At 64.3% G+C, this 25,942-nt stretch carries 29 protein-coding genes; 12 read left to right on the top strand and 17 right to left on the bottom strand.

Features of this window, described 5'->3' with window-relative positions; all coding sequences use genetic code 11:
- Positions 1 to 96 precede the first annotated feature (96 nt).
- Positions 97 to 1,215 (top strand): A/G-specific adenine glycosylase, encoded by a 1,119-nt coding sequence (gene mutY, locus AAG799_RS06435; protein WP_341894980.1) that lies wholly within the window; start codon positions 97 to 99, stop codon positions 1,213 to 1,215.
- Here mutY and AAG799_RS06430 read toward each other — a convergent pair.
- The gene (locus tag AAG799_RS06430) at positions 1,172 to 1,942 is read right to left on the bottom strand and encodes a crotonase/enoyl-CoA hydratase family protein (protein WP_341894979.1); all 771 of its coding nucleotides are present in this window, start codon (positions 1,940 to 1,942) and stop codon (positions 1,172 to 1,174) included. The genes mutY and AAG799_RS06430 overlap by 44 nt on opposite strands.
- 123 nt (positions 1,943 to 2,065) lie before the next feature.
- Here AAG799_RS06430 and AAG799_RS06425 point away from each other — a divergent pair, with 123 nt between their 5' ends.
- Positions 2,066 to 3,379, top strand: a complete 1,314-nt coding sequence (locus AAG799_RS06425; RefSeq protein WP_341894978.1) for a 3-deoxy-D-manno-octulosonic acid transferase — start codon at positions 2,066 to 2,068, stop codon at positions 3,377 to 3,379.
- Here the strand turns inward: AAG799_RS06425 and AAG799_RS06420 are convergent.
- The 7 genes from AAG799_RS06420 to AAG799_RS06390 form a co-directional block, all read right to left on the bottom strand.
- Positions 3,376 to 4,281: an SDR family NAD(P)-dependent oxidoreductase gene (locus AAG799_RS06420; RefSeq protein WP_341894977.1), complete on the bottom strand. Its 906-nt coding sequence runs from the start codon at positions 4,279 to 4,281 to the stop codon at positions 3,376 to 3,378. The genes AAG799_RS06425 and AAG799_RS06420 overlap by 4 nt on opposite strands.
- 23 nt (positions 4,282 to 4,304) lie before the next feature.
- Positions 4,305 to 4,817: an HAD hydrolase family protein gene (locus tag AAG799_RS06415; protein ID WP_341894976.1), complete on the bottom strand. Its 513-nt coding sequence runs from the start codon at positions 4,815 to 4,817 to the stop codon at positions 4,305 to 4,307.
- 125 nt (positions 4,818 to 4,942) lie between these two features.
- Positions 4,943 to 5,230, bottom strand: coding sequence for a hypothetical protein (locus AAG799_RS06410; RefSeq protein ID WP_341894975.1), 288 nt, complete (start codon positions 5,228 to 5,230; stop codon positions 4,943 to 4,945).
- Between the two features lie 58 nt (positions 5,231 to 5,288).
- The gene (locus tag AAG799_RS06405; protein ID WP_341894974.1) at positions 5,289 to 5,759 is read right to left on the bottom strand and encodes a YcgN family cysteine cluster protein; all 471 of its coding nucleotides are present in this window, start codon (positions 5,757 to 5,759) and stop codon (positions 5,289 to 5,291) included.
- A gap of 52 nt (positions 5,760 to 5,811) precedes the next feature.
- Positions 5,812 to 7,056 carry a polyhydroxyalkanoate depolymerase gene (phaZ, locus tag AAG799_RS06400; RefSeq protein WP_341894973.1) on the bottom strand — a complete coding sequence of 415 codons (1,245 nt, stop codon included), beginning with the start codon at positions 7,054 to 7,056 and terminating at the stop codon, positions 5,812 to 5,814.
- Positions 7,057 to 7,264: 208 nt separating this feature from the next.
- Positions 7,265 to 7,885 carry an SCO family protein gene (locus AAG799_RS06395; protein WP_341894972.1) on the bottom strand — a complete coding sequence of 207 codons (621 nt, stop codon included), beginning with the start codon at positions 7,883 to 7,885 and terminating at the stop codon, positions 7,265 to 7,267.
- A gap of 3 nt (positions 7,886 to 7,888) precedes the next feature.
- Positions 7,889 to 8,203 (bottom strand): 4a-hydroxytetrahydrobiopterin dehydratase, encoded by a 315-nt coding sequence (locus tag AAG799_RS06390; protein ID WP_341894971.1) that lies wholly within the window; start codon positions 8,201 to 8,203, stop codon positions 7,889 to 7,891.
- Between the two features lie 106 nt (positions 8,204 to 8,309).
- On the opposite strand from AAG799_RS06390, the gene AAG799_RS06385 reads away from it, so the two are divergent.
- Positions 8,310 to 8,717, top strand: a complete 408-nt coding sequence (locus tag AAG799_RS06385; RefSeq protein WP_341894970.1) for a metallopeptidase family protein — start codon at positions 8,310 to 8,312, stop codon at positions 8,715 to 8,717.
- Here AAG799_RS06385 and cobB read toward each other — a convergent pair.
- The 4 genes from cobB to AAG799_RS06365 form a co-directional block, all read right to left on the bottom strand.
- Entirely contained in the window at positions 8,714 to 9,427 is a 714-nt protein-coding gene (gene cobB / locus AAG799_RS06380; protein ID WP_341894969.1) for a Sir2 family NAD+-dependent deacetylase, read from the bottom strand. The genes AAG799_RS06385 and cobB overlap by 4 nt on opposite strands.
- Positions 9,428 to 9,435: 8 nt before the next feature.
- Positions 9,436 to 10,083: an RNA 2',3'-cyclic phosphodiesterase gene (gene thpR, locus AAG799_RS06375; protein WP_341894968.1), complete on the bottom strand. Its 648-nt coding sequence runs from the start codon at positions 10,081 to 10,083 to the stop codon at positions 9,436 to 9,438.
- A 49-nt stretch (positions 10,084 to 10,132) separates the two neighbouring features.
- Positions 10,133 to 11,191 (bottom strand): NADP(H)-dependent aldo-keto reductase, encoded by a 1,059-nt coding sequence (locus AAG799_RS06370; RefSeq protein WP_341894967.1) that lies wholly within the window; start codon positions 11,189 to 11,191, stop codon positions 10,133 to 10,135.
- 103 nt (positions 11,192 to 11,294) lie between these two features.
- Positions 11,295 to 11,867, bottom strand: coding sequence for an arylesterase (locus AAG799_RS06365; protein WP_341894966.1), 573 nt, complete (start codon positions 11,865 to 11,867; stop codon positions 11,295 to 11,297).
- Between the two features lie 185 nt (positions 11,868 to 12,052).
- Between AAG799_RS06365 and AAG799_RS06360 the strand changes: the two genes are divergently transcribed.
- Positions 12,053 to 12,748 carry an ATP-binding cassette domain-containing protein gene (locus tag AAG799_RS06360; protein ID WP_341894986.1) on the top strand — a complete coding sequence of 232 codons (696 nt, stop codon included), beginning with the start codon at positions 12,053 to 12,055 and terminating at the stop codon, positions 12,746 to 12,748.
- The gene (locus AAG799_RS06355; protein WP_341894965.1) at positions 12,748 to 15,255 is read left to right on the top strand and encodes an FtsX-like permease family protein; all 2,508 of its coding nucleotides are present in this window, start codon (positions 12,748 to 12,750) and stop codon (positions 15,253 to 15,255) included. Before AAG799_RS06360 ends, AAG799_RS06355 begins: the two co-directional genes overlap by 1 nt.
- Here AAG799_RS06355 and AAG799_RS06350 read toward each other — a convergent pair whose 3' ends face one another.
- Positions 15,256 to 16,458 (bottom strand): Bcr/CflA family multidrug efflux MFS transporter, encoded by a 1,203-nt coding sequence (locus AAG799_RS06350; RefSeq protein ID WP_341894964.1) that lies wholly within the window; start codon positions 16,456 to 16,458, stop codon positions 15,256 to 15,258.
- A gap of 253 nt (positions 16,459 to 16,711) precedes the next feature.
- Here AAG799_RS06350 and AAG799_RS06345 point away from each other — a divergent pair, with 253 nt between their 5' ends.
- From AAG799_RS06345 to AAG799_RS06330, 4 genes are all read left to right on the top strand, one after another.
- The gene (locus AAG799_RS06345; protein ID WP_341894963.1) at positions 16,712 to 17,437 is read left to right on the top strand and encodes a Bax inhibitor-1/YccA family protein; all 726 of its coding nucleotides are present in this window, start codon (positions 16,712 to 16,714) and stop codon (positions 17,435 to 17,437) included.
- A 203-nt stretch (positions 17,438 to 17,640) separates the two neighbouring features.
- Entirely contained in the window at positions 17,641 to 19,134 is a 1,494-nt protein-coding gene (locus AAG799_RS06340; protein ID WP_341894962.1) for a M81 family metallopeptidase, read from the top strand.
- Positions 19,135 to 19,147: 13 nt separating this feature from the next.
- Positions 19,148 to 20,461, top strand: coding sequence for a tetratricopeptide repeat protein (locus tag AAG799_RS06335; RefSeq protein ID WP_341894961.1), 1,314 nt, complete (start codon positions 19,148 to 19,150; stop codon positions 20,459 to 20,461).
- A gap of 140 nt (positions 20,462 to 20,601) precedes the next feature.
- A complete protein-coding gene (locus tag AAG799_RS06330; protein WP_341894960.1) occupies positions 20,602 to 20,805 on the top strand; it encodes a hypothetical protein in 204 nt (67 codons plus the stop codon).
- A gap of 80 nt (positions 20,806 to 20,885) precedes the next feature.
- Here the strand turns inward: AAG799_RS06330 and AAG799_RS06325 are convergent, their stop codons facing one another.
- The 4 genes from AAG799_RS06325 to AAG799_RS06310 form a co-directional block, all read right to left on the bottom strand.
- Positions 20,886 to 21,311: a DUF2794 domain-containing protein gene (locus AAG799_RS06325; RefSeq protein WP_341894959.1), complete on the bottom strand. Its 426-nt coding sequence runs from the start codon at positions 21,309 to 21,311 to the stop codon at positions 20,886 to 20,888.
- Between the two features lie 82 nt (positions 21,312 to 21,393).
- Positions 21,394 to 21,945 (bottom strand): response regulator, encoded by a 552-nt coding sequence (locus AAG799_RS06320; protein WP_341894958.1) that lies wholly within the window; start codon positions 21,943 to 21,945, stop codon positions 21,394 to 21,396.
- Between the two features lie 24 nt (positions 21,946 to 21,969).
- The gene (locus AAG799_RS06315) at positions 21,970 to 22,626 is read right to left on the bottom strand and encodes a chemoreceptor glutamine deamidase CheD (protein ID WP_341894957.1); all 657 of its coding nucleotides are present in this window, start codon (positions 22,624 to 22,626) and stop codon (positions 21,970 to 21,972) included.
- 24 nt (positions 22,627 to 22,650) lie between these two features.
- Positions 22,651 to 23,841, bottom strand: a complete 1,191-nt coding sequence (locus tag AAG799_RS06310) for a pentapeptide repeat-containing protein (protein WP_341894956.1) — start codon at positions 23,839 to 23,841, stop codon at positions 22,651 to 22,653.
- Positions 23,842 to 24,116: 275 nt separating this feature from the next.
- On the opposite strand from AAG799_RS06310, the gene AAG799_RS06305 reads away from it, so the two are divergent.
- The 3 genes from AAG799_RS06305 to AAG799_RS06295 all read left to right on the top strand — a co-directional run bounded on the left by AAG799_RS06305 (position 24,117) and on the right by AAG799_RS06295 (position 25,923).
- On the top strand, positions 24,117 to 24,617 hold the full coding sequence (locus tag AAG799_RS06305) for a hypothetical protein (protein ID WP_341894955.1): 501 nt from the start codon (positions 24,117 to 24,119) through the stop codon (positions 24,615 to 24,617).
- Positions 24,618 to 24,724: 107 nt separating this feature from the next.
- Positions 24,725 to 25,261 carry a hypothetical protein gene (locus tag AAG799_RS06300; protein WP_341894954.1) on the top strand — a complete coding sequence of 179 codons (537 nt, stop codon included), beginning with the start codon at positions 24,725 to 24,727 and terminating at the stop codon, positions 25,259 to 25,261.
- A gap of 119 nt (positions 25,262 to 25,380) precedes the next feature.
- On the top strand, positions 25,381 to 25,923 hold the full coding sequence (locus AAG799_RS06295; protein ID WP_341894953.1) for a hypothetical protein: 543 nt from the start codon (positions 25,381 to 25,383) through the stop codon (positions 25,921 to 25,923).
- Positions 25,924 to 25,942 lie beyond the last annotated feature (19 nt).

The raw sequence follows: 25,942 nt of genomic DNA, 5'->3' as shown, positions 1-25,942 counted from the left end.
TGGCGGCCCTACATGGCGCAGAGATCGGGGCAGATGCAAGCCCGGATATGCGCCGCGCGGTGACAGTGAGCGAATCTCGGTGTTAGGATATCGCACATGCCAAAACACCGCACCAAGACACCGGATATCGCCTCATTGGTGCTGGATTGGTATGACCGGCACTATCGTAAATTGCCCTGGCGCAGCCCGCCCGGTACTCCGGCCCCGGAACCATATCGCGTCTGGCTCAGCGAGATCATGCTGCAGCAGACCACGGTGCCCGCCGTGATGCCCTATTTCGCCAAATTCCTGACGCGGTGGCCCAGCGTGCATGACCTTGCGGCGGCGCCGGTGGAGGATGTGATGGAGGCCTGGGCGGGCCTGGGCTACTACGCCCGCGCACGCAACCTGCACAAATGCGCGCAGGCGGTGAGCCGCACGCTGGCTGGCCGTTTTCCCGACAGCGAAGCGGGCCTGCTGGAACTGCCCGGCATCGGCGCCTATACCGCAGCTGCCGTCGCCGCGATTGCCTTCAATCGCCCTGCCGCCGTGCTGGATGGCAATATCGAACGCGTGCTGTCACGCGTCTTTGCCGTCGAAACACCGCTGCCGCAATCAAAGCCGGAGCTGCGCAAACTGGCTGCGCAGGTGACGCCGCAGCAACGCCCCGGCGATTTCGCGCAAGCCATGATGGATCTCGGTGCCACGGTATGTACGCCGAAATCGCCTGACTGCCTGCTCTGCCCGCTGCAGCGGCCTTGCTTGGCGTTCGCGCGCGGCATCGCCGCCGAATTGCCGCGCAAGGCCGCGAAAGCCGCGCGACCGGTGCGCCATACCATCGCCTTCCTGCTGCAACGCGCGGATGATGGCGCCGTGCTGCTGCGCCGGCGTCCGCCCAAGGGCCTGCTGGGCGGCATGCTGGAAGTGCCAAGCACGCCGTGGCGCGACACGCCCTGGTTGGCGGGTGAAGCTCAATCGCATGCGCCATTCACGCTGGACTGGCTGCCGCTGAACGGCGATGCCGCGCATGTCTTTACGCATTTCGAGCTGAAGATCGCCGCCCTGCTGGGCCGCGTCGATGCCCGCGCGGCTGCCAGACTCGATGGCCTGTGGCAGCAGCCGCAGGAGGCGGCGCTGCCCACGGTGATGAAAAAGATGCTCGGCCTGCTGCCGGCGGCAGAGACCGACGCGATCAGATCGACGAAAAGTCGCCGTGCCGGCCGAGCCCGCTCTTGAAGCGAGCGGCACCGGCGATGGCTTCCTGCTCGATGATCGGCAGGCCGCTTTCGGCCTCGTTATGCAGGGCGGCATCGAGCGACATTTCCCATTGGCGGTAGCTGGAGCTGCGGTCGGCCAGCATGCAGGCCTGCGGGAAGCGGCTGATTTCCTCGGCCAGCGCCTCGGCGGCGCTGCGCGACTCTCCCCTGGGCACCACGCGATTGGCGAGACCGATCTGCAGGGCTTCCTGGGCATCCACGGCCCGACCGGTGAGGATCATGTCGAGCGCGCGGCTGTGGCCGATCAGGCGCGGCAGACGCACCGTGCCGCCATCGATCAGCGGCACGCCCCAGCGCCGGCAGAACACGCCGAAGGTGGCATCGGCCTCGGCGACGCGCAGGTCGCACCACAGCGCGAGTTCCAGACCGCCGGCGACGGCAAAACCCGAGACCGCGGCGATCACCGGCTTGGACATCATCAGGCGCGTCGGCCCCATCGGGCCTTCGCTTTCAGGCGAGACATCGTTGCGCTGGTCGCCGCCGGCCACCGCCTTGAGATCGGCACCGGCGCAGAAATGCCCGCCGGCACCCCACAGCACGGCAACACGGGCGCTGTCATCGGCGTCGAAATCCTTGAAGGCCTGGCGCAATGCATCGGCGGTCGGACGATCGACCGCATTGCGTGCCGCGGGCCGATCCAGAATCACGGTGGTGACCGCGCCGCGCTTTTCCACATGCACCGCCATGGCGCTGCCCTCCCGGTTGGCTGTTCTGTCTGTATCTGCACAGGCTGACAGCGCCGGCGGCGCGCCGCAAGTCCTTGCGCAACTCTTCCCCTGGGGTTCCCGTTACGGCAATCTGCGGCGGCAATGAGCACGCAGACAGAGACCATGCCTTTCGACGGACGCCGCTTGATCTGGCGCGGCATCGGGCATCTGCTCGGCCCGCTGGTGCAGCTGTGGCTGCACCGCCGCACCGCCCGGGGCAAGGAGAGCGCCGCGCGGCTGGGCGAGCGTTTTGGCCATGCCACACGGCCGCGGCCGCGCGGCCCGCTGATCTGGAGCCATGGTGCCAGCGTCGGCGAGGCACAGGCGCTGCTGCCGCTGCTGCAGCATCTGCACGATACGCGACCCGATGTAACTGTGCTGCTGACCACCGGCACTGTCACCTCGGCGGCGCTGGTGGAGCAGCGCGTCGGGAACGACAGCGGCATCATCCACCAGTTTGTGCCGGTCGACCTGCCCGGCGCGGTGGATCGCTTCCTCGATCACTGGCAGCCCGATCTGGTGCTGTGGAGCGAGTCGGATTTCTGGCCGGGCATCCTTGCTGAACTGCGTGCGCGCCGCATCCCCGCCTTGCTGATCAATGCCCGGCTGTCCGAACGCTCCGGCACCCGCTGGCTGCAGGCACCGGGCACGGCACGCTGGCTGATCGACAGTTTCGCCGCGATCTATGCCCAGACCGCCGGCGATGCCGAACGCCTGCGCCGCATCGGCGCCCAGACCGTGATCGAGGCCGGCAACCTGAAACAGGCGGCACCACCGCTGCCCGTCGATCCACAGCAACTTGAAACCTGGCGCCAGCGCCTGGGCCGTCGGCCACTCTGGCTCGCCGCCAGCACCCATGACGGCGAGGAAACGCAGATCGCCGCCGTGCATCAGGCGCTGAAAGCCCGCTTCCCCAGTCTGCTGACGCTGATCGCGCCGCGCCACCCCGAGCGCGGCAGCGGCCTGAGCCAAGCGCTGGCGGCAGCCGATCTGCGCGTGGCCTTGCGCTCCAGCGGCGCAGAGCCAGCCGCCGATACCGATCTCTATATCATCGACACGCTGGGCGAACTCGGCCTGTGGTTCCGGCTCAGCCCGATCGTGCTGATGGGCGGCTCATTGATCCCGCATGGCGGCCATAACCCGCTGGAGCCGGCGCGGCTGGGCTGCGCCGTGCTGTTCGGCCCGCATATGTTCAATTTCAGCGAAGCCGCCGCCGGCCTGCTGCTGCAGGGTGGCGCGCTGCAGGTGGCCAATGACGGCGAACTGATTGCCGCGCTGGGCCTGCTGCTGGCCGAGCCGGCGCGCAGCGCGGCCCTGAGCCATGCGGCCCAAAACTATGCCGGCCAGCAGAGCCGCATCATCGAAACCTTGACCGAGGCCGCCCTTGCCCGCCTGCCGGCCCAGTGCAGCCCCTAACCCACGAAGGGCTTGGCGATGTGCATGACCTCTTCCATCGACGAGCCGAAGCCGCGTGGCTTTGCCATATCGGTGATCTTCGCATAGTTGGCGGCGATGTCGTCGATGCTGACCTTGGCATCGACACCGAAAAACAGGCCTTCGGCTTCCATGATCTGAATCTTGGCGTAAAAGCCCGCACCAGCCGAGATGATGTCGCCCGTGGCCGAACAGGCTTCCGAGCAGAGATAGGCCACGGCCTGGGAGACGTATTCCGGCTTGAGATGCGGCAGCAGCTTGGGCGGTAGCAACGCCTCGGTCATGCGCGTGGCGGCCACCGGTGCAATCGTGTTGACCAGGATGCCGTATTTACCGCCCTCCTGCTTCAGCGCATTCATCAGGCCGACCACCGCCGTCTTGGCACCGGCATAATTCGACTGGCCGAAATTGCCGTACAGGCCGGAATTCGACGAGGTCATGACGATGCGGCCATACTGCTGCTGCTGCATGACCGGCCAAGCCGCCTTGGTGACATAGGCCGAGCCGAGAAAATGCACATCGACCACCGTGTCGAAATCGGCGATCTCCATCTTGGCGAAGCTTTTGTCGCGCAGAATGCCGGCATTGTTGACCAGGATGTCGATGCGGCCAAAAGCCTCCATCGCAGTCCTGACGATATTGGCGGCCGAGGCCGGATCGGAGACGCTGTCGTGATTGGCAACGGCCTCGCCGCCCTTTGCCTTGATTTCGGCCACCACGGCATCGGCCGCCTTGGCCGAACCGCCGGTACCGTCCACCGCGCCACCGAGATCGTTGACCACCACTTTTGCGCCGCGTTCGGCCAGCAGCAGCGCGTGGCTGCGGCCGAGGCCCGCGCCGGCTCCGGTGACAATGGCAACGCGGCCCTGGAAATCGATGGCCATCTGTATCTCTCCCTTTTGTGCGATCAGACTTTGTGTTCGAGCAGCAGGTCGCAGACCTCGCGCACCGCACCGGCGCCGCCGGCCGCTTCGGTGATATAGGCGGCGGCATTCTTCACGGCGGGGCGCGCATTCGACACGGCGATCGGCAGGCCGACCGCACCCATCACATCAAGATCGTTGACGTCGTCAGCGACATGGCAGACTTCATGCAGCCCGATACCCAGCTCGGCGCAGATGGCCTGCAGGCGCGGCAGTTTTTCCATCACGCCCATCAGGCCGAAGCGGATTTTCAGGCGATCGATGCGCTTTTGGATCGCCGGCGTGTCACTGCGGGTGATCAGCGCGACCTCAATGCCAGCGTCCTTAACAAGGAGAATCCCGAAACCGTCCTGCACATGGTATTTGCGCAATTCGCTGCCGTCCTCGGCATAATACAGCCCGCCATCAGTGAGCGTGCCGTCGAGATCGAGCGACAACAACTTTACGGCCCGGAAGCGGGCAGCGAGATCGGCATCGATGGCCGGCAAACCAAACATTGGAAAAATCCCCCGCCCGATCGGGCCCCTGTCACGCTGTCGCGCAGATTAGCGGGGAAGCCGGGGCGAGCACCAGCATCGGCAAGCCGTCTACCGCTACGTCACGGCCAACCTCTGCGGCCGACCTATTGGGGCTTGCGCTGCTGGATCAGCGGCGTGGGTGGGGCGGATGATGGCGTGCGTTCCAGCCGGTTGCGGTCCTGCCGGCGCTGGTCCTGCCGCTCGGCTTCCTGGGTGCGGTCGCGCAGCTGCTCCAGCGCGCGCTGCTCGCGCTCCTGCTCGGCGCGGCGGGTTTCCGCCTGAATCCGCTCAGTATCGGTCTGCGGCAGAATCTGTGCCTGCGCCATGGCCACCGGCAACAGCGCCGCCGGTAACAGCAGCATAGCGATCACGAAGACAGAACTGGTTTTCATGACATCAGAACGTTCTGCCGCCCGCCCCGTTCCCTGCAGTTCAGGATCGCTTTTGGCCCTATCTCTTTTTAGGCCGGGGCGGGCCCTTGTCGTCGAGCCAGTAGACGACATGGTCTTCCAGCTCGCCGGCCTCCTTTTCGGAGATACAGCGGCCGGCCACCGAGATGCCGGCCTGGTGCACGGTCTCGCGGCTGCCGCTTTTCAGCGGATGCCACCAGTAGAGATCCTTGCCTTGCGCCACCAGGCGATAGCCGCAGGTGGCGGGCAACCAGTTCATCTTCGCCACCTTGCCGGGCGTCAGCTGGATGCAGTCGGGCACCAGCTTCTTGCGCTTGGGATAGTTGCTGCACTGGCCGGTGGCGCAGTTCAGCAGCTTGCAGGCCACGTTGGTCTGCTCCAGATCGCCGGTATCCTGGTCTTCCAGCCGGTAGAGGCAGCATTTGCCGCAGCCGTCGCAGAGCGACTCCCATTCGGACGGCGTCATCTGGTCAAGGCGCTTGCGGCGCCAGAAAGGCAGGCTGCGGGGCATGGCGGCAGATTACGCCGGATGGGCGTTCGTATAAAGGGACGGCCGGTGCGACTTAGCGGCGTTTCAGCGGATTGCCGTCATGCTGGCGGATGAAGGCGGTCACCTTCGGCGCGATCTCCTCGCGCCAGCGGCGGCCGTTAAACACGCCGTAATGGCCGACGCCGGCCTGCAGGTGGTGGCCGCGCATCGCCGCCGGGATATTGGGGCACAGATCATGCGCCGCCATGGTCTGCCCGACGCCGGAGATATCATCCTTCTCGCCTTCCACGGTGAGCAGGGCGGTCTTGCGGATCGCGGCCGGATCCACCGTCTCGCCGCGCACCGTCATGATGCCGCGCGGCAGGGCGTGATCCTGGAACACGGTTTTCACGGTCTGCAGATAATACTCGGCCGGCAGGTCCATCACCGCCAGATACTCGTCGTAGAAATCGGTATGCGCCTTGGCGCTGTCGCCATCGCCCTTGATCAGGTGATGGAACAGGCGGACATGGGCGCCGACATGGCGGTCCAGATTCATGGTCATGAAGCCGGTGAGCTGGATGAAGCCGGGATAGACCGGCCGCATGAAGCCGGCATGCGGCAACGGCACGCGGTTGATCACGCTGCGCTCGAACCACTCGATGGAATGTTCCTGCGCCAGATTGTTGGGCGCGGTGGGACTGATGCGGGTATCGATCGGGCCGCCCATCAGGGTCATCGAACGCGGCACATGGGCGTCATTGTCGGCCGACATCAGCGCCACGGCGGCCAGCACCGGCACGGAGGGCTGGCACACGCCGATGACATGGGCGCCAGGGCCGAGCGTGACGAAGAATTCGCGGATGTAGTCGACATAATCGTCGAGGCTGAAGTCGCCTTCGCGCAGCGGCACGTCGCGGGCGTCGATCCAGTCGGTGATATAGACCTCGTGATGCGGCAGCATGGCTTCCACGGTGCCGCGCAGCAGCGTGGCATAGTGGCCCGACAGCGGCGCCACGATCAGCAGCTTGGGATCGTTGCGGCCCTCGCAGCCCTCGCGCTCGAAATGCTTGAGATGGCAGAACGGCAGACTCAGCACATTGCGCTCGGTGACCTGGCGCGGCGTGCCGTCGACCATGGTGGTGGCCAGGCCGAAGGCGGGCTTCGGGTAACGGCGGGTGATGTTGCTGAACACTTCCAGGCCGGCGGCGAGCGTGCGGGCAGCGGCGGTGTAGTTCATCGGCAGATAGGGCAGCTTGAGCGCCTGGGTCTGTGCCTCGACCATGGCGCGCACCGGCCGCAGCGCGGCGTGGTGAAGTTCGTAGAGCGAATAGAGCATCCGGTCCCACCCTTCTGCTGGAGCGCGGCGCCCCGGGAAACGACCCGGGCGGCAACCGCCTGACAAGCCTTGGACAACGCCACCAGGAATCGTGGCCAGCCCCTGGCAGCGAGGGGCTAGTCTACGCCTCTTCCTCAGTAGCCGCACGATTTATTTTGCACTGCAACATAAACGTGCAATGAAGGGAAAAGTTCAATGTAGCAGAAGGTTAAAGCTTGGCGCGGATGCGCTGCGCCATCTGATCCGGCGTCGCATCATGGCGGAAATGGGTCAGATACTGGCCTTTGCCGTCCATCAGATAGATGAAGCCGGAATGATCGACCGAATAGCCGAGGCTGGAATCCTTCAGCACCACCTTCTGGTAATAGACCCGGTAGGCCTTGGCCACCGCGGCGATCTGCTCCGGCGTGCCGGTCAGACCGATCAGCCGCTCGTGGAAGGCCTGGACATATTCCTTCAGCACCGGCGGCGTGTCGCGCTCGGGGTCCACCGTGATCAGGATCGGCTGCACAGTGGCGCCGGCGGCACCCAGTTCGTCCATCGCCAGCGCGATGGTCTGCAGGCCGGTCGGGCAGATATCGGGGCAGTTGGTGAAGCCGAAATAGACCAGCATCAGCTTGCCGGCGAAATCCTTGTCGCTGACAGTGCGGCCATCCTGGTCGGTCAGGCTGAACGGCCCGCCGATCGAGACCACGCCGCTGCCGGCGGACTCGCCCTCACCCCGTTGCGGCAGCAGCTGCGGCACCGCGAGATAGCCGATCACGCCGAACAGCGCGACGATGGCAGCGAGGATCAGGCCGCGCTTGAGGCCGCGGGTGGCTGCACTCATGGTCTACTTTCCTTTACCGCCGGCCGCCGCAGCGGCAACCTCGATGAATTGCGCCAGTTTCACATCGCGCTCGCTCAGGCCGTTCACGTCATGGGTGGCCAGCGTGATCTCGACGCGGTTATAGACATTGAACCATTCGGGATGATGGTCGGCCTTCTCGGCCTCCAGCGCCACGCGGGTCATGAAAGCGAAAGCGGTGTTGAAATCGGCGAAGAGAAAGGTCTTCACGATGGCATCGCGGCCGGCCACATCCTGCCAGCCCGGCAGGGCCTGCAGCGCGGCGGCGCGGGCGGCGCCTTCCAGTTTCGCTCTGGCCATGTCATCCTCCTCGCGGGGCCATGATCGGCACCTTCGATGCCGCGCAAGCTAGCGCGCAGGCCTGACCGCTTCAACCAGTCGCCGCCACTTTGAGACGATACGCCGCATGACCGATCCCGCCTCGCGCACCGCCCCCAGCCTGGACGACCTCGCCGCCATCGGCGAAGCCGAGCTGAGACGCCTGCGGCCGGCGCTGGGCCCCTATATCGACGGCGTGCCGGTCCAGGTGGCCGACTTCGCCGATGACGAGATCCTGGAAGAAATGGGCTGCGAAACGCCGTTCGACCTGCTCGGCCTGTATCAGGGCGGCAGTTTCCTGGCCGAGCAGCGCGGCGAGACCGGCACGCTGCCCGCGATGGTGTTCCTCTACCGCCGGCCGTTGCTGGATTACTGGTGCGAGAGCGGCGAAAGTTTGCGCCACGTGGTGCGCCATGTGCTGATCCATGAGATCGGCCATCATATCGGCCTGTCGGATGACGACATGGACCGCATCGAGGCGAGCGTGCCCGACTAGCCGGCCGCCAAGACCCGCGCAACGAAGGCCGGCACCACATCTGTGGCCGGGCCGTAGATTTTCTCGGCAAACAGCGAGAAGCCGTCGGACGGATCGAGATTGAGTTCAACGGTATGCGCCAGGCCGCCGCGGCGCACCTCGGCGACGAAACCGGCGGCGGGATAGACCTGGCCCGAGGTGCCGATCGATACGAACAGGTCGCAGGTCTCCAGCGCGGCGGCGATGTCGTCCATATACAGCGGCATCTCGCCGAACCATACCACATGCGGCCGCAGGCCACCGGACGCACCGCAATCCGGGCAGGCGGTGGCAAGATCGAGATCGCCGCGCCAGTCGCGCACGCTATCGCAGTTTTCGCAGCGGATTTTCAGCAGCTCGCCATGCATGTGCAGCAGCCGGGCCGAGCCGGCACGTTCATGCAGGTCGTCGACATTCTGCGTCACCAGCAGGAACTGGCCGTCGAAGCGGCGTTCCAGCTCGGCGAGCGCATAGTGCGCCGCATTAGGTGCAGCTTCGACGAGATTTTTGCGCCGTGCATTGTAGAAGTCATGCACCAGCACCGGATTGCGCGCGAAGCCTTCCGGCGTTGCCACCTCCTGCAGATCGTATTTGGTCCACAGGCCGTCTTTGTCGCGGAAGGTGCCCAGCCCGGACTCGGCCGAGATGCCGGCGCCGGTGAGCACGACGATGGAACGAAATCGTTTCTGCACGTCAGCCTTCAGCCGTGACCGTAGGCCGCCGCCTCCGCCTTGTCCCAGTCGCCATGATCCTCGGCCCAGGCATCGGCCTCGTCCGCCATCCAGTCATGCTCGACATCCTCGGCGACGCCGCCGTCCAGGCGATAGATCTGCTCGGGCGTATAGATCGCGCCCGAGGAGGACAGGAAGCTGGAATAGAGCACGAAGCGGTCGCAGCGATAGGCCGGGGCGGCATGGAGCGCGTGATGACTGAGGAAGGCGCCGATGCGGTCGAAGGGCGCATAGTTCAGCCGTGCCAGGGTCACATGGGGTGCGAATTTGCGCCGGTCGGGCGGCAGGCCGACCCGCAGCATGGCGTTGTCGACCTTTTCCTGCAGGCGATTGAGCGCCGGATTGGGCCGCACTCCGGCCCAAAGCGCATTGGCCTTGCGCTTGTCGCCGAAGGTGCCAACGCCGAACAGTTCGACATCGAAGGACGGCATGATGACGCTGGAAAGTTCTTCGGAGATAGCGCGGGCCGTGCGGCCATTGACCTCGCCGATGAAACGCAGCGTGAGATGGAACTGGTCAGGATTAACCCAGCGCGCACCAGGCACGCCGGCACAGAGGGCGGCTAACGACTGACGAATCTCGTCAGGGAATCTCAAAGCGACGAACAAGCGGATCATGGCATGGCCCTCCGCTGGAAAGGACCTTACGGCCCGGAACGAACGCTAATCAGGCGCTCGGGTTCGGATGCTCGCGATGGATGGCTTCAATGCCGTCAATGACCTCCTGAGACAGTTTCACGCTGATGCTGTCGATATCGGCCTTGAGTTGCGCCAGACTGGTGGCGCCGATGATATTGGATGTGACGAACGGCCGGCTGTTCACATAGGCCAGCGCCATCTGCGACGGATCGAGGCCGTGCTGCTGGGCCAGTGCCACGTAACGCTCGGTGGCACGTTCGGCCTGCGGGTTGCTGTAGCGGGTGAAGCGGGTAAACAGGGTCATGCGGGCCCCGGCCGGCTTGGCGCCGCCGAGATACTTGCCGCTGAGCACGCCCATGGCGAGCGGCGAATAGGCGAGCAGGCCGACGGCTTCCTGCTTGGTCACTTCCGACAGCGAGGCTTCGTACCAGCGGTTGAGCAGGCTGTAGGGATTCTGGATCGAGACGATGCGCGGCTGGGCGGCATTGGTTTCAGCCGCGGTGATATGGCGCGTCACACCCCAGGCGGTTTCGTTCGAGACGCCGACCGTACGGATCTTGCCCGCCTTGACCAGCGCGGCCATGGCATCCAGCGTTTCCGCGATCGGAATCGCGGCTTCGTCATTCCAGGGATATTCGGCGCGGCCGAAATTCACCGTCAGGCGGTCCGGCCAGTGGGTCTGGTAGAGATCGATATAATCGGTCTGCAGCCGCTTCAGGCTTTTGTCGACGGCTTCGAAGATCTGCTGGCGGCTGAGATTCGGCGGCTGGCCGTCATTGCGCAGCCAGGCGAAATCGCCCCGCGGCCCGCCGCCACGGCCGGCCACCTTGGTGGCCAGGACGATCTTGTCGCGATCCTTGCGGTTTTTCAGCCAGGTGCCGATGTAGGTTTCGGTGCGGCCCTGGGTCTCGGCCCGCGGCGGCACCGGGTACATTTCGGCGGCATCGATGAAGTTGATGCCGTGATCCAGCGCGTAATCGAGCTGGGCATGGGCTTCGGCTTCGGTGTTCTGTTCGCCCCAGGTCATGGTTCCGAGGCAGATGAGGCTGACCTTGATATCGGTACGGCCTAAATGACGGAACTCCATGACAAAACTCCCAACTCAGGCGAAGCGATAATGGCCACCGACTGTTTCGACGACATGCTTATATTGTCGGCACGACTCGGCTTTTACAACAACGAATTGAGGTCTATTGCCCCAGGAACCGCAAAATCTGGGGTAGCGTGCGCTCCACCATCACGGTCACGCCCTCGCGGCTCGGATGCATGCCGTCGCTCAGATTGAGCTTCGCCTCGCCGGCCACGCCATCGAGGAAAAAGGGATAGAGCGGGATGCCGTATTTGGCGGCCAGATCGGGATAGATCGCATTGAACCGCCGGCCGTAATCGGCCCCCAGATTGGGGGCCGCCACCATGCCGACCAGCATAGTGGGCAATCCGGCCTGCTTCAGCTTGCCCAGGATGGCATCCAGATTGGTCCGCGCCTGTTCCGGCGCCAGGCCGCGCAGCATGTCGTTGGCGCCCAGTTCGACCAGCACATGGGTCGGCCGGTCGGCCAGCGACCAGTCGAGCCGGGCGAGTGCGGCGGCCGTGGTATCGCCCGAAACGCCGGCATTGAGCACGGCAACATCGAGGCCTTTGGCCTTCAGCGCCTTTTCCAGCTGTGCCGGATAGGAAGCATCGGGCGGCAGGCTGTAGCCGGCCACCAGGCTGTCGCCGAACACCAGCAAACGGGTCTTCCCGCCAGATTGAGCATTGGCCATACCACACATCAGCGTGACCAGGATCACGGCCAGCAGCCCTGCAACATTGCAGCAATGCCGGAAAACCCCATATCTTCCGTATAACTTCACGAGCTGCCTTCCTGACAAGGACTGAACCATTGATGGCGTCACCTAGCGCAAATCCGCCAGCTGTCGAGCGGGCCCCGATCGTTCAATTGACGCCGATCGTTCAATTGACCGATGTGCATCTCACTCTCGCCAGCACGGCCGGTCCGGTCAATATCCTGCGCGGCATCGATCTCAGCGTACAGCCCGGCGAACGCATTGGTATTGTCGGACCATCAGGCTCGGGCAAATCCACCCTGCTGGCGGTGCTGGCCGGGCTGGAGCGCGTCAGCAAGGGACAGGTGGTTGTTGCCGGCGGCGATCTCAATGCCCTGAACGAGGATCGCCTGGCGCTGTGGCGCCGCAGCCGGGTGGGCATCGTGTTCCAGAGCTTCCATCTGATCCCGACCATGACGGCGCTGGAGAATGTCGCCGTGCCGCTGGAACTGGCGGGCGCGAATGATGCCATCGCCCGTGCCCGCGCCGCACTGGCACAGGTGGGGCTGGCCAAGCGCGAAACGCATTATCCGGCGCAGCTGTCGGGCGGCGAGCAGCAACGCGTGGCACTGGCGCGCGCCGTGGCACCCCGTCCCGCCCTGCTGCTGGCCGACGAGCCGACCGGCAACCTGGATGGCAGCACCGGCCATGCCATCATCGACCTGATGTTCGGCGAGGCAGCGAAGCTGAATTCGACGCTGATCCTGATCACCCATGACGAAAACCTGGCGGCGCTGTGCGACCGCGTGGTGCGCATCGAGGACGGCAGGATCAAATCCATCGAACAGCGGCCGGCGCGCCCGCAGGCGGCAGACTGATGCTGTCGCTGCGGTTTTCACTGCGCGAGTTGCGCGGCGGCCTGCGCGGCTTCCGCCTGTTCGTCGCCTGCCTGGGCCTGGGCGTCGCCGTCATTGCCGGCATCGGTACGCTGTCGGCCGCGATCATCACCGGCCTGGAGCGCGATGGCCGCAGCCTGCTGGGCGGCGATCTGGAGTTCCGTCTCACCCATCGCGGTACCACGCCGGAGGAACAGGCCTTCCTCGCCCGCCAGGGCAGTGTGTCCTACAGCGTGCAGATGCGCGCCATGGCCCATGCCCTGCGCAGCGACGAACGCACGCTGGTGGAACTGAAGGCGGTCGATGGCGGCTATCCGCTGTATGGCAGTGTCGAACTGGAACAGCCCGGCACGCTGGACGCCCTGCTGGAGACCCGCAACGGCCTGCCGGGCGCCGCCGTCGATCCGCAGAGCCTGATCCGTCTCGATGCCGCGGTGGGCGACCGCATCGGCATCGGCGAAGCGCAATTTGAAATCCGTGGCGTGATCGCGCGCGAACCCGACCGCGCCACCGAAGGCCTGACGCTGGGGCCGCGCGTGATGATCGCTGCCGATGCACTGGAGGCCACTAAACTGGTGCAGCCCGGCACGCTGGCCTACTGGCATTACCGGGTGAAGCTGCGCCCGGAGCTGACCGCGGCCCAGGTGCAGGATGCCGCGCAGAAGGAACTCCCCACCGCCGGCTGGCGCATCCGCGACTGGAAAGAAGGCAGCCCCGGCGTGCGACGCTTCCTCGACCGCGCCGCGCTGTTCCTGGTGCTGGTCGGCCTCACCGCACTGCTGATCGGCGGCGTTGGCGTCGCCAATGCCGTGCATGCGCATCTGGACGGCAAGACGCCGACGATTGCGACGCTGAAATCGCTCGGCGCCACCACCGGCCTGATCTTCCGCGTCTATCTGTGGCAGACCCTGCTGCTGGCTGCGTTCGGCATCATCATCGGCCTTGTGGTCGGCACCGCGATTCCCAATCTCGCCGCCGGCGCGCTGGCCGATATCCTGCCGCTGCCGCTGGTCGCCGGCATCTACTGGCAACCGCTGGCGCTCGCCGCTGCCTATGGCCTGCTGGTGGCGCTGGCCTTCACCATCTGGCCGCTGGCGCGTGCCGCCGATATCCGGCCCGCCGCGCTGTTCCGCGACCTGGTGGCGCCGGGCCGCAGCCTGCCGCGACCGGTTTACGTGATCGCCACGCTGCTGCTGTTTGCTGCCCTGGCCGCGCTGGCCATCTTCGGCGCCGATGAACGCCGCTTCGCTACAGCTTTTGTCGGCTCGGCCATCGTCGCCTTCGTGCTGTTCCGCCTGATCGCCGCCCTGGTCGCGCGCGTGGCGCGCCATATCCGGCCGCGCAATGTGCGGCTCAAGCTGGCCTTTGCCAGTTTGCACCGGCCCGGCGCTGCCACCGCAGCGCTGCTCTTGTCGCTCGGCGTGTCGCTCACGCTGCTGGTTGCCATTGCGCTGGTCGAGAGCAACCTGCATGCCCAGGTCGAGGACCGCCTGCCCGACGAGGCGCCGGCCTTCTTCTTCGTCGATATCCAGCCCGGGCAGATGGATGATTTCCGTGCCACCGTGCTGGCCTCGCCCGGCGCGCGCGACCTCGAAACCGTGCCCAACATGCGCGGCCGCATCGCCAAAGTGAAAGGCGTGCCGTCGGAACAGGTGGAGGTGACGCCCGAGCAGCGCTGGGTGCTGCAGGGCGATCGCGGCCTGACTTACGCACGCGACCTGCCAGCGGGCTCGAGCCTGCTGGCCGGCAGCTGGTGGCCGCGCGACTATAACGGTCCGCCGCTGATCTCTATCGAGGAAAAGGCGGCGCAGGGCCTGGGCGTCGGCATCGGCGACAGATTGACCGTGAATGTGCTGGGCCGCGACATCGAGGCCGAGATCGCCAGCATCCGCCGGCTCGACTGGAGTTCGTTCGGCATCAACTTCGTGCTGGTCTTCTCGCCCGGCCTGCTGGAACGCGCGCCGCATACCTTCCTCGCCACCGTGAAAGCCGGGCCGGCCGCCGAACTGGCGCTGTTCCGCAGCGTGACGCAGCGCTTTCCCGGCATCTCGGTGGTGCGCATGAAGGATGTGCTGAGCGAGCTGAATGCCATCGTGCTGAAACTGGGGGCCGCCGTGCGCGGTGCCGCCGGCATCACGCTGATCGCGGGCCTGATCGTGCTGGCCGGCGCCCTGGCAGCCGAGCATCGCCGCCGCCTGAAGGAAGGCGCGATCCTGAAAGCGCTGGGCGCCACCCGCCGCGACATCATCGCCGCCCATGTGATCGAATACGGCACCGTCGGCCTGGTGGGCGCCACGCTGGCCTTCGGGCTCGGCTGGCTCGCCGCCTGGGCGATGGTGACGCTGATGATGGGCGCGACCTTCTATTTCGCGCCCGGCATCGCCGCCGCCACCGCGCTGGGCGGCGTGGCCGCCACGTTGCTGCTCGGCCTTGCCGGCGCCTGGCAGGCGCTGGCCGCCAAGCCGGCGCCGCTGCTCAGGACAACCTGATCAGCGCACCAGAATAAGCCGCGCCGAGAGACCGCCGAGGCCGCAGACGGCGACGATCACCGCCATGGCGAGCGCCGGATTGCCGGGCAGCAGGCTGACGATGCCGCTGGTCATCGCGCCCAGCGTGAACTGCAACGTACCCATCAGCGCCGCTGCCGAGCCGGCACGTTCGGCTTCGGCCGCCATGGCGCTGGCGGCGGCATTGGGCAGCACGCCGCCGAGGCTGGCGATATAGAAGAACAGCGGCACCCACAGGCCGATCATCCCACCGATGGAAAACACGGCCGCGATCAGCAGCGCGACGCCGGCCACCGCCATGGTGGAGATCGAAACGATCAGCACCTCGTCCAGCGTGAAGTGGCGCAGCAGGGCGCGGTTGACCTGCGAAAAGCCGATGATGCCGACCGCGTTGATGCCAAAGACCCAGCCATAGGCCTGCGGCGACAGGCCATAGAGATCGATGAAGACAAAGGGCGAAGCGGCGATGTAGCAGAACAGCCCGCCCATGCCGAGGCTGGAGGCGAGCGTGTAGCCCATGTAGCGCCGCGTGCTGAGCAGCCGGCCATAGACCTGCAGCACGGAGCCCAGCGTGAGCCGCATATCGGGCCGCGCGCCGCGCGTCTCGGGCAGCCACCGCCAGGCGGCCAGCATCGCCAGCAGGGCGAAGCCGGCGAGGAACCAGAAGATGGCATGCCAATCGAACCAGGCGACGACATAGCCGCCGAGCAGCGGCGCCAGGATCGGCGCCACGCCCATCACCAGCATCAGCAGCGACATGACGCGGGCACCTTCGCGCGGTTCGAACAGGTCGCGCACCATGGCGCGCGAGATCACCAGGCCGGCACAGGAGCCGAAGGCCTGCACGAAGCGCGCGCCGATCAGCGTGTCGATGCCCGGCGCCAGGGCGCAGGCGATCGAGGCGCCGATGAACAGCAGATTGCCGACCAGCAGCGGGCCACGACGGCCGAAGCGGTCGCTGATCGGGCCGTAGAACAGCTGGCCGATGGCCAGGCCGAGGAAAAAGAACGACAGCGTCTGCTGCACCTTGCCCGAATCGGTGGCCAGCGTGCGCTCCAGCGCCGGCAGGGCGGGCAGATACATGTCGACCGCCAGCGGCGTGAAAGCGCTGAGCGCGCCCAGCACCAGGGTCAGGCGCCAGAGCGTCGCGGGCTGCGACTGGGGTGCGCGCGCGGGATCAGTCATTGGAATCTCGATTAAATCGGCGGTTTTCCGCCTTTGCGGGAGGGACTTATGCTTACGGCATCAATCGTGTACTGACGAGTACCGGCATCACAAAATCGGCGTTTTGGCCAAAACGGCCCGCCACCGGGCATTGTATGAAGAAACTGCGTCAACAGAATGACTTATACAGAAAGTTTATGTCGGGTTTATTCTTGAAATTCACCCCGACACTGACAATATGCTGATCACAACCATTGTCTGAGGAGGCAATACCATGTCGACCCCGTTTAACCAGCCGCGCTATGGCTACGGCACCACCACGATTGACCGTGCGGTGGTGGATGAGGCCCTGCGCAGCTACATGCTGCGGGTCTACAACTATATGGGCTCGGGCCTGGCGCTCAGCGCCATCGTAGCCCTGCTGGTGTCGCAGTCCCCCGCCCTGATGAGCACGCTGTTCACCGGCGGCCTTTCCTTTGTGGTGATGCTGGCCCCGATCGGCCTGCTGCTGGTCATGAGCTTCGGCGCCAACAAGCTGTCGGCCGGCGCCGTGCAAGGCCTTTACTGGGCCTTTACCGCCACGATGGGCCTGTCGCTGTCGACCATCTTCATGGTCTACACCGGCACCTCGATCCTGCGCATCTTCTTCATCACCGCCGCGATGTTCGGCGCGATGAGCCTGTGGGGTTACACGACCAAGCGCGACCTGACCGGCATGGGCTCGTTCCTGTTCATGGGCGTGATCGGCCTGTTCATCGCCAGCATCGTGAACATCTTCCTGGGCTCCAGCGTGCTGCAGTTCGCCATCTCGGCGATCACGGTTCTGGTCTTCACCGGCCTGACCGCCTTCGACACGCAGCGCATCAAGTCGGAGTTCTACGAGAGCGATCCGGCCGACCTGCAGACCAAGCAGGCGATCTTCGGCGCCACCTCGCTGTATGTGAACTTCCTGAACATCTTCATGGCCCTGCTGAGCCTGTTCGGCCAGAAGAACGAATGATCCCGGTTTAACCACCGCGACGACCAGGCCCCGGCAAGTTTGCCGGGGCCTTTTTCTTGCTGATCTTGGGCCCCGGCAGGCAACTGCCGGGGCTTTTTCTTTGCCTGAAGTGTCGTATCCAACGTGACAAAGCCGGTGGCGCGGTTTTAAGCTTTCGTTCGTCTGCCTACGAATTACTCAGCCAGCCAAGAAAGTCCCGCCCCATGAAGCTTGTCCTCGCGATGGTGAAGCACGAGACCAACACCTTCTCGCCGATTGTCACCGATTTCGCCCGCTTCGAGTCCTGGGGCCTCTATACCGGCCAGGCTGCCATCGATGCCTATGCCAAGACCAACATGCCGCTCGGCGTCTACCTCACCCTGGCCAGGGAGTATGGTGCCGAGGTGGTGCTGCCGATGGCTGCCGAGGCCATGCCCGGCGGCCTGGTCACGAAAGACGCCTGGAAGCGCCTGACCGACCCGATCCTGGAGGCCGTGAAGGCCGGCTGCGACGGCTGCCTGCTCGACCTGCATGGCGCCATGGTGGTGGAGGGCCTGGAAGACGGCGAAGGCACCTTGCTGGAGCAGATCCGCCAGATCGCGCCCGACCTGCCGATCGCCGTGACGCTGGACCTGCATTGCAACCTGACGCCCAAGATGGTGGCCAACTGCACGGCGCTGATCGGCTACAAGACCTACCCGCATGTCGACATGGATGTGGTGGCCGGCCAGGTTGGCCGCGTGGTGATGCCCTTCATTGCCGGCAAGGCGCCGAAGCCGGCGATGGCGCTGCGGCAGCTGCCGCTGCTGTCGCAGACGCTGTGCCAGGGCACTGATGACGAGCCGATGAAATCCGCGATCCAGGCCTGCAAGGATGAAGAAGCAAAGGGCCTACCCTGCGCCAGCGTGTTTGGTGGCTTTGCCATGGCAGACATCAAGGATGCCGGCACCACCGTCATCACCGTGGGTGTCGATCAGGCGCAGGCCGATGCGGCGGCCGACCGCATCGCCGCCCAGGTCTGGGACAAGCGCGACATCCATATCTACCAGCATCGTGACCTGGCCGAGACCGTCGCCAAGGCCAAAAAGCTGAAGGATGGCCCGGTGATCCTGCTGGATCACGCCGACAACTGCGGCTCGGGCGGCACCCAGGATGTGATGATGGTGATCGCCGAAGTGCTGCGCCAGGGCCTGGAAGACGTGGCGGTCGGCGCGGTGTGGGATCCGGCGGCGGTGCAGATCATGCAGAAGGCCGGCGTCGGCGCCACCGTGACGCTGGAGCTGGGCGGCAAGAGCGACATGCCGTCGCTGAAGCTGAAGGGCAAGCCGCTGACGCTGACCGGCAAGGTGCGCACCATCACCGATGGCGAATGGATCGTGCGCGGCCCGATGTATCATGGCTATAAAGTCATGATGGGGCCGACCGCCGTGCTGGAAGTTGAGGGGCGCATGCAGATTGTCGTCGTCTCGCGGCATCATGAGCCCTGGGATACCGGCGTGTTCCGCTCGGTCGGCATTGAACCCGAACACAAGCGCTACCTGCTGCTGAAGTCGCGCATTCATTACCGCGCCGGCTTTGCCCCGCTGGCCAAGGCGACATTTACGCTGGATGGCGAGGGCGTCACCACCTCGGACAACAGCATCATCGACTACAAGAATGTCCGCCGGCCGATCTATCCGCTCGACAAGATCAATGACTGGCAGGACGCCGCCAAGTAATCGAAGGCACAACATGCTGCAGGACCGCTGGGGTCTCGACGTCGCCACCGACAATCCAGCCGTCATCGAAGGCCTGAATACCTTCGATACCAGCTTCATCACCTATGGCACCACGGCGGCCGCAATCTGGGAGGCCGCCGGGGCCGATCCGGCCTGTGTGATCGCGCAGGCCAAGGCGGCGGCACTGGAGCTGTTTCTGCAGACCGGGCAATCGGTGGCCAAGGCGCGGCCCTGGCTGGCCGCCGCCGAACCGCATCTGGCCAGGGCGACCGAGCGCGAGCGCCTGTGGCATGCGCAAGTTGCCGCCTGGGCTGCCGGCGATGCGGAAGCTGCGATTTCACTGACGACCGAGATTGCCACGCGCTGGCCCCGGGATCTGGCGGCGGTGAAAATGGCACAGTTCCACCTGTTCCATGTCGGCGACCTGGCCGGGATGTTGCGCGTGGCCGAAACCGCCCTGCCGGCGCATCGGGATGTGGCCGAGATGCATGGCATGCTGGCTTTCGGGCTGGAAGAGATGAACCGGTTGGACGAGGCCGAGGCGGCGGCGCGGCAAGCGATTGCGCTCAAGCGCGCCGAACCCTGGGCCCATCATGCGCTGGCCCATGTGCTGGAAACCCAGGGCCGCTGCGCCGAAGGCCTGACAACCATGCTGGGCTTCTCCGATACCTGGAGCGACAGAAATTCATTCATGCGCAGCCACAACTGGTGGCATGCTGCCTTGTTTGCCATCGACAGCGACCAGCCCGATGCCGCGCTCCGCCTCTATGACGAACAGGTCTGGGGCGTGTGGAAGGAATACAGCCAGGATCAGGTCAACGCCGTCGCCCTGCTGGCACGGCTGGAATTCGCCGGGCTGGATGTTGGCGAGCGCTGGCAGGATGTCGCCGACTACATCGAGCGGCGTGGGCCCGAGCATATCGAGCCGTTCCTGGATGCGCATTACCTGCTAGGACTGAGCCGCGCCGGCCGTAATACAGCGGTACAAACTCTGCTGGCCAGCCTGCGCGAGCATGTTGCCAGCCAGACTGAGCAGCAGTTGATGGGGCGCATCTGGCGCCAGGTCGGCAGCAATCTGGCCGAAGGCGTTGCCGCCTATGGTCGTGGCGACTGGCGGCAGGTGTTCGAAAAATTACCATCCGCCCTGCAGGGTCTCCAACAGATCGGCGGCAGCCACGCACAGCGTGATCTGTTCTGGCAACTGTGGCTGCAGGCCGGCGCGAAAGCAGGTGCGCGCGAAGCGATAAAGCCGCATCTGGAGCGCAGAATCCGCGATCGGCCCGGCGTGGAGAAACATCGCCGTGAACTCGTTGCACTCCTGCAATAATAAATTTCCCGTAAACCGACACAGTGTCGCAGTGAAAATATCTGCCATTGCCGATCGCATGTATCGAGCGCAAGAATGACAATGATGCAGCCGCCGATTCGTCGGCAGGATGTGCAGCACTGTTCAAGGGATGGATTCCAATGATGACCCGCTTCAAGACGATCGCCGCTGCTTTTGTGATGGCTGGCTTCCTGGCTGGCGCAGTTGCGCCTGCCTTTGCCCCGGCCGCTGAAGCTCAGACCACTCAGCCTGCCAAGAAGAAGGTTGAGAAGAAGGCCGAGAAGAAGAAGACTGGCGAGAAGAAGGCTGCCAAGCCGGCGGCCAAGAAGACCAAGAAGGCCTAATCGCCACTCGGACTTCCCGCTTTTGGAACGGGCTCCCATCGACTGATGGGGGCCCTTTTCTTTTCCAGAATCTGCCGCGCTTAGAGTGTGGCCTCGCGCTTGGGCTCGAAAAAGCGCAGCATCACCGCCAGATCCTTGCCACGCCGCACGATGCGGCCACCCTGGGCGATGATGGCAAAGGCGCCCTGCTTGCGCGCCAGCTTTGGCGTCTTGACGATGCGATACAGGGCGCCGTCGGCACTGCGGCGGAAGACAGCGAAGCTGCAACTCTCGCGGTCATGGCCGATGGCATAATCGCGCCATTCGCCCATCCCGACCATGCGGGCATAAAGATTGAGGATCAGGTTGAATTCGCGCCGGTCGAAAAAAACGGCGGTTTCGACCGCCGGGCGAGGATCAGTGCTCCTGGCAACGATCAGCTTTACATCCGCACCCGAAGTCACACCGTCCAGGACGGTTTCCTCGGACGAACGGCGGAACTGGTGCAAAGCAACAACTTCGCTCATGCCGGAACGGCTGACCTCCCAACTGCTTCAATTGTTTGAATCTTGGTCCCGCTCCGGCAGAACGTCAACCGGAATGTAACGATTAGAGCTCGTTGAGCAGGTTCGCGACGGCGGATTCATCCATCTGCTGGTCGCCCTTCTCCAGCATCTCCTTGCGCCGCTCTTCGCCGGTGTAGTTCGACACCTTGTGGCGGCGCCGGTCGGGGCCAAAGAATTCGTCGGTGCGCACGAACTGGCGCGGATATTCGACCACCATGCTGATCCGGCGCGCCATGGTCTTGGCCGAGAATGGCTTGACGAGGAATTCGGTGACGCCGGCATCGCGCGCCTTATGCACTTTCCATTCTTCAGACTGCGCCGTCACCATCACGATCGGCACGAACACATTCTTCGATGCCGGATTCTTGCGAATCCATTCGACCAGACCCAGGCCATCCATCTCACCATCCATGTGCCATTCGGTGAAGATGATGTCGACGACGTTATTTTCGAGATAAGTGAGTGCGTCTTTGGCGTTCAGGCACTCGGCGATACGATTGACACCGAGCGGTCGCAAAACCTCTTTAATAAGCTGCATGTGGTTGTGATTACTGTCAATCACAAGCACTGCGACGTTGTTGAGTTTGTATGCCATGGCGACGAAAGCTCTGCGCGGATCTCAGTCGAACAGCTCGATGCTGCCCGCTGTGGTCTGCACCGCGGTGATCTTCTTGGTGCTCTCGCGCTGGAACACGGTCTTCGCACTGGCATCTTCGATCTGCTTCATGCGCACAACACCGGTGGCGGGGAAATACTGTACCTTGCGCGGCAGCGTGCCGCGCAGATCGGCGCCCATGATCTTGAAGCCTTCGGCCTTGAGATAGCGCTCAACGAATTCGGCATTCTGGTGACCGATCCCGCGCAGGCCTGCCAGCACGTTGGCACCCCCGAAGATTTTCACCTCCAGCCGCTCACGCCGCCCGCCGGCTCCCAGAATTCCGTTGATCAACTGCTCCATCGAATAGCTACCGTAGCGCAGCGAGGCGGAAAACGGCAAATCCGGATTGTTGTCGCCGCCCTTGTCGGGGAGCAGGAAGTGATTCATGCCGCCGACCGCCGCGACCGGGTCGCGTATGCATGCCGCGACACAGGACCCCAGAACGGTAGCCAGCATCTCGCCCTCGCGGGTCGAGACGTAGAAATCACCCTGAAAGACCTGAACCACGTTAACTTTTAGAATCGGGTCGTAATACCGCCGGCGCTCCGCATTGGGGCCAGCAGCGCTGCCCTCGGTGGCGGCTGGACGCCGCAGGATACTGCCCGGTGTGGTATTCATTTTGCCATCATGACTTTCGGCCGGTCACGGTTCAAGGCCGCTGACGTCGTGGAGGATAGCGTCCCCCCAGTCGACTCCGTCGCAGACCGCCCCGGCCAGGCGGGCATTGGACAGATCGGTGTAAATCCGGCGGCCGGTCCGCTCACCGGTCGAACTGAGAATCTCGGCGCTGGCAAAACGGCTGCCGTTAAAGTGGCCATTGCGCAGATCGGCGCCCGTCAGGTTGCACCCGGCGAAGGTTGTATCCAGGGCATGGCAGCCGCGCATATCAACGCCGGACAGATCGGCGAATTTGAATACTGTCCTGTCGACCTTGGCATCGCGCAGGGCTGCGCCGCGCAATTTGATGCCAGACAGGTCGAGGTTGCTGAGATCGAAGCCGCTGAGATCCTGGCCGCGCAGATTGGCCGGCTTGCCGTCGCCACCGCCAACCCAGCTCTTGTGCTCGGCCAGGGCGGCATGGATTTCCGCTTCGCTCATCGGGCTGGGGGCTGCGGAACTGGGCTCGGCCGCCATGTTGGCCATCACCACATTGGCGCCGAAAGTATCGACCGTGCTGAGATCGACGCCGTGCAGATGCGCATCGGTCAGGTTGGCGCCCTGCAAAGTGGCGCCGGCCAAGTTGGCGCCGCTCAATTCGGCGCCGACGAGATTGGCGCCCGCCAGCGTGGCGCCACCCAGATCGGCCCCGGAAAGATCAACACTGACCAGTTGGCAATCGGTGAGGGCCGCATCCTGCAGGTTGGCGCCGGCCAGGTTGCTGCCGCTGAAATCGGCCCCCAGCGCATCAACGCCGACCAGCGTGGCGCCGGCAAAATTGCTGCCGGTGACATTCTGGCGCAGCAGCTCTACGGCCTCGGCAGGATTCTGCCCCAACTCCAGGCCGCGACGGAAATTCGCGCCGGTCAGATTGGCGCCGGCCATGTTGACATTTTCCAGCGTCGCGCCGCGCAGATCGGCGCGGCTGAGATCGGCTTCCGACAGGTCGGCCCCGCTCAGATCGGCTTTGAAAAGATCGCATTGCACCAGCTGCGCCTTGGTCAGCTTGGCATCGCGCATCGTCGCCATGCGAAAGGATGCACGGCGCAGGTCTGCGCCGCTCAGGTCTGCGCCGGTGAGGTCACGGCCGGAAAAATCCGCCGGCCGACCACTCGGCATACCCTTGAGCCAGAGATGATGGTGATGCAGCATCTCCTTGATATCGATCGGATCCATACCCGTACGGTGCCCCTTTATTGATCCGGTAGTTACCATGTTTCGGAGCAGCGGCATACGCATGCTTGTGCGATGTTACCGCCTTTTAATTTCCACCTCTTGGCGATTTTGGCCACAGTGCAAGTCAATCATCGGGCGTGAGACCGCAATGACAACCAGCGGTCGCAATCGGCTGGGGCGCCAAAGCATAAAAGAATACCTTTAAGGCTCGCCGGGCGACGGGTGCAAACCGCCGGAAAGTATGGAAGAGTTAACTTATGGGGAAGGCTGGGGCATTGCCGAACAACACTCGGAATACGCCGTCGGGCAGCGCGGAAGTCGGTATCGGACCGGCCGCGTCGCGCGAACTGCTGGACTTTATCGCCCTTGTCCTGCTGGCGCTCAAGGAAGAGGTCGAGGACTTGCAGAAAGTCCAGAACAGTAACGGCCAATCTTTTGCAGCCAAGCTGGTGGAACTGGGCAAGCAACTGCCGGATTCACCCTTGATGGGCGAAGCCATCGGCCTGATGCAGGGCGATGACCTGCGGAGCCAGCGCCAGCAGCATGTGATCAACGCACTGCGCTATGTCGAAGACATTATCCGCGATCAATCGGGACGCGACTGGGCACCCCGCCTGACTGAACGCGCCGCCGGCTGGGGCGAGGGCCTGATTGCCAGCCAGACCCTGGAACAGGTGCGCACTCATTTTCAGCATTATCTGCTGGGAACGCCATCTGAAGATGCAGAGCGCAGCCGCTCTGCAATCGACGAAAAAAGCGACGTGGAACTCTTCTAGTCTTTATGCAGATCAGCTCTATTCGGTTGCGGCGATGAAACAGGACGTTTACTTTGCCCGTGTTATTGCAGTGGCCGATACGTCACCGCACCAGGAGCGTCATGAGCATGGCTGACAACGATCGCGCCAAGACCGAGGGCGCCTCCCAACCCTCAAAGGGCGCGGAGTTCGTGACGCCTCCCAATTACCTGAAGATGAAGGTTGGCGCTGGCGGCATCGACAAGGAAGCGATCAAGGAAGCTGAGATCGCGATCCAGGTGCTGGGCCATAAAATGTATTCGAAATGGGCCGATGACGATCTCGGCCGCATGCGCGCTTCGTTCGAGGAACTCAAGCAGACCAGCTTGGACGACCCTGACAGCGTGAAGAAGATGCTGCGCATCTGCTGGGACATGAAGGGGCTGGGCGGCACCTTCGGTTACCCGCTGGTCACCACAATCACCCATTATCTCAGCAATTACCTTGAACATTGCCTGAATACCGAAGCCGCGCAGGTTAGCCCCGCGGTCGTATCGCCGCATATCGACGCGCTGTATGTGGTTCTGAGTCAGAAGATCAGCGGCGATGGCGGCGCGATCGGCCGCGAACTGGTCTCCGGCCTGGAAAAGGTTGTGCTCAAGACCGGCGCACGCATTGGCGGATAACCGCCACCAACACGCTAAAACCCAACACCTAGTGGCCTTGCAATCGTCCGCCCCGTGATCTAGCGGTTCGACCTTGACCCCCCGAATCGGCACAGGTAAGGTCAAACCGAATCGGACGGATGTTCCGATTCGAGACTTCTGCATCTGCTTTTTCAGGGATTGGAACACCCGTGGATCTCGATCAAGGGTTGTTCGCAGAGCGCGATTCGGATTCTTCGGGCCACGATGACGCCCCGTTCAGCCATGACCCGTTCGGCCAGAGTTCGTTCAGCCAAGGGCTGGCCGAGGATACCATCATCGATGTTGAAGCAGAAGATATCGAGCCGGAAGATGCCGGTCCGCGCGTGCAGCCGCTGAGCCGCCTGCCCCGCATGGGTGACCGTTTCAACACGGAGACCCGCTTCCACGGCCAGTCGCTGTCACAACTTGCGGTTCATTCCCTGTGGATCGCGGATTATTTGCGCCAGCTCGGCGAGACCGAAATGGCCGATGGCGACCTGGACAGCATCGGCCGCTGCGCCGATGACCTGGAAAGCGCGATCATGCTGATGTTCCAGCTGGCCGGCGGCACCCGCCAGGAGCTGCGGCAGCGCTATCACGAAATCAAGCTCGCCATGCGGGCGCAAAGCCACGCAACCATCGATCTGGGCCGCGCCCAGTAATATCAGGCCTCCCCGCTGC

Origin of the sequence: Ferrovibrio terrae (genome assembly GCF_943371255.1) — a bacterium.
GTDB lineage: Bacteria > Pseudomonadota > Alphaproteobacteria > Ferrovibrionales > Ferrovibrionaceae > Ferrovibrio > Ferrovibrio terrae_B.
The sequence above is the reverse complement of the archived record's forward strand: the minus strand, read 5'-3'. Positions and strand labels throughout refer to the sequence as shown.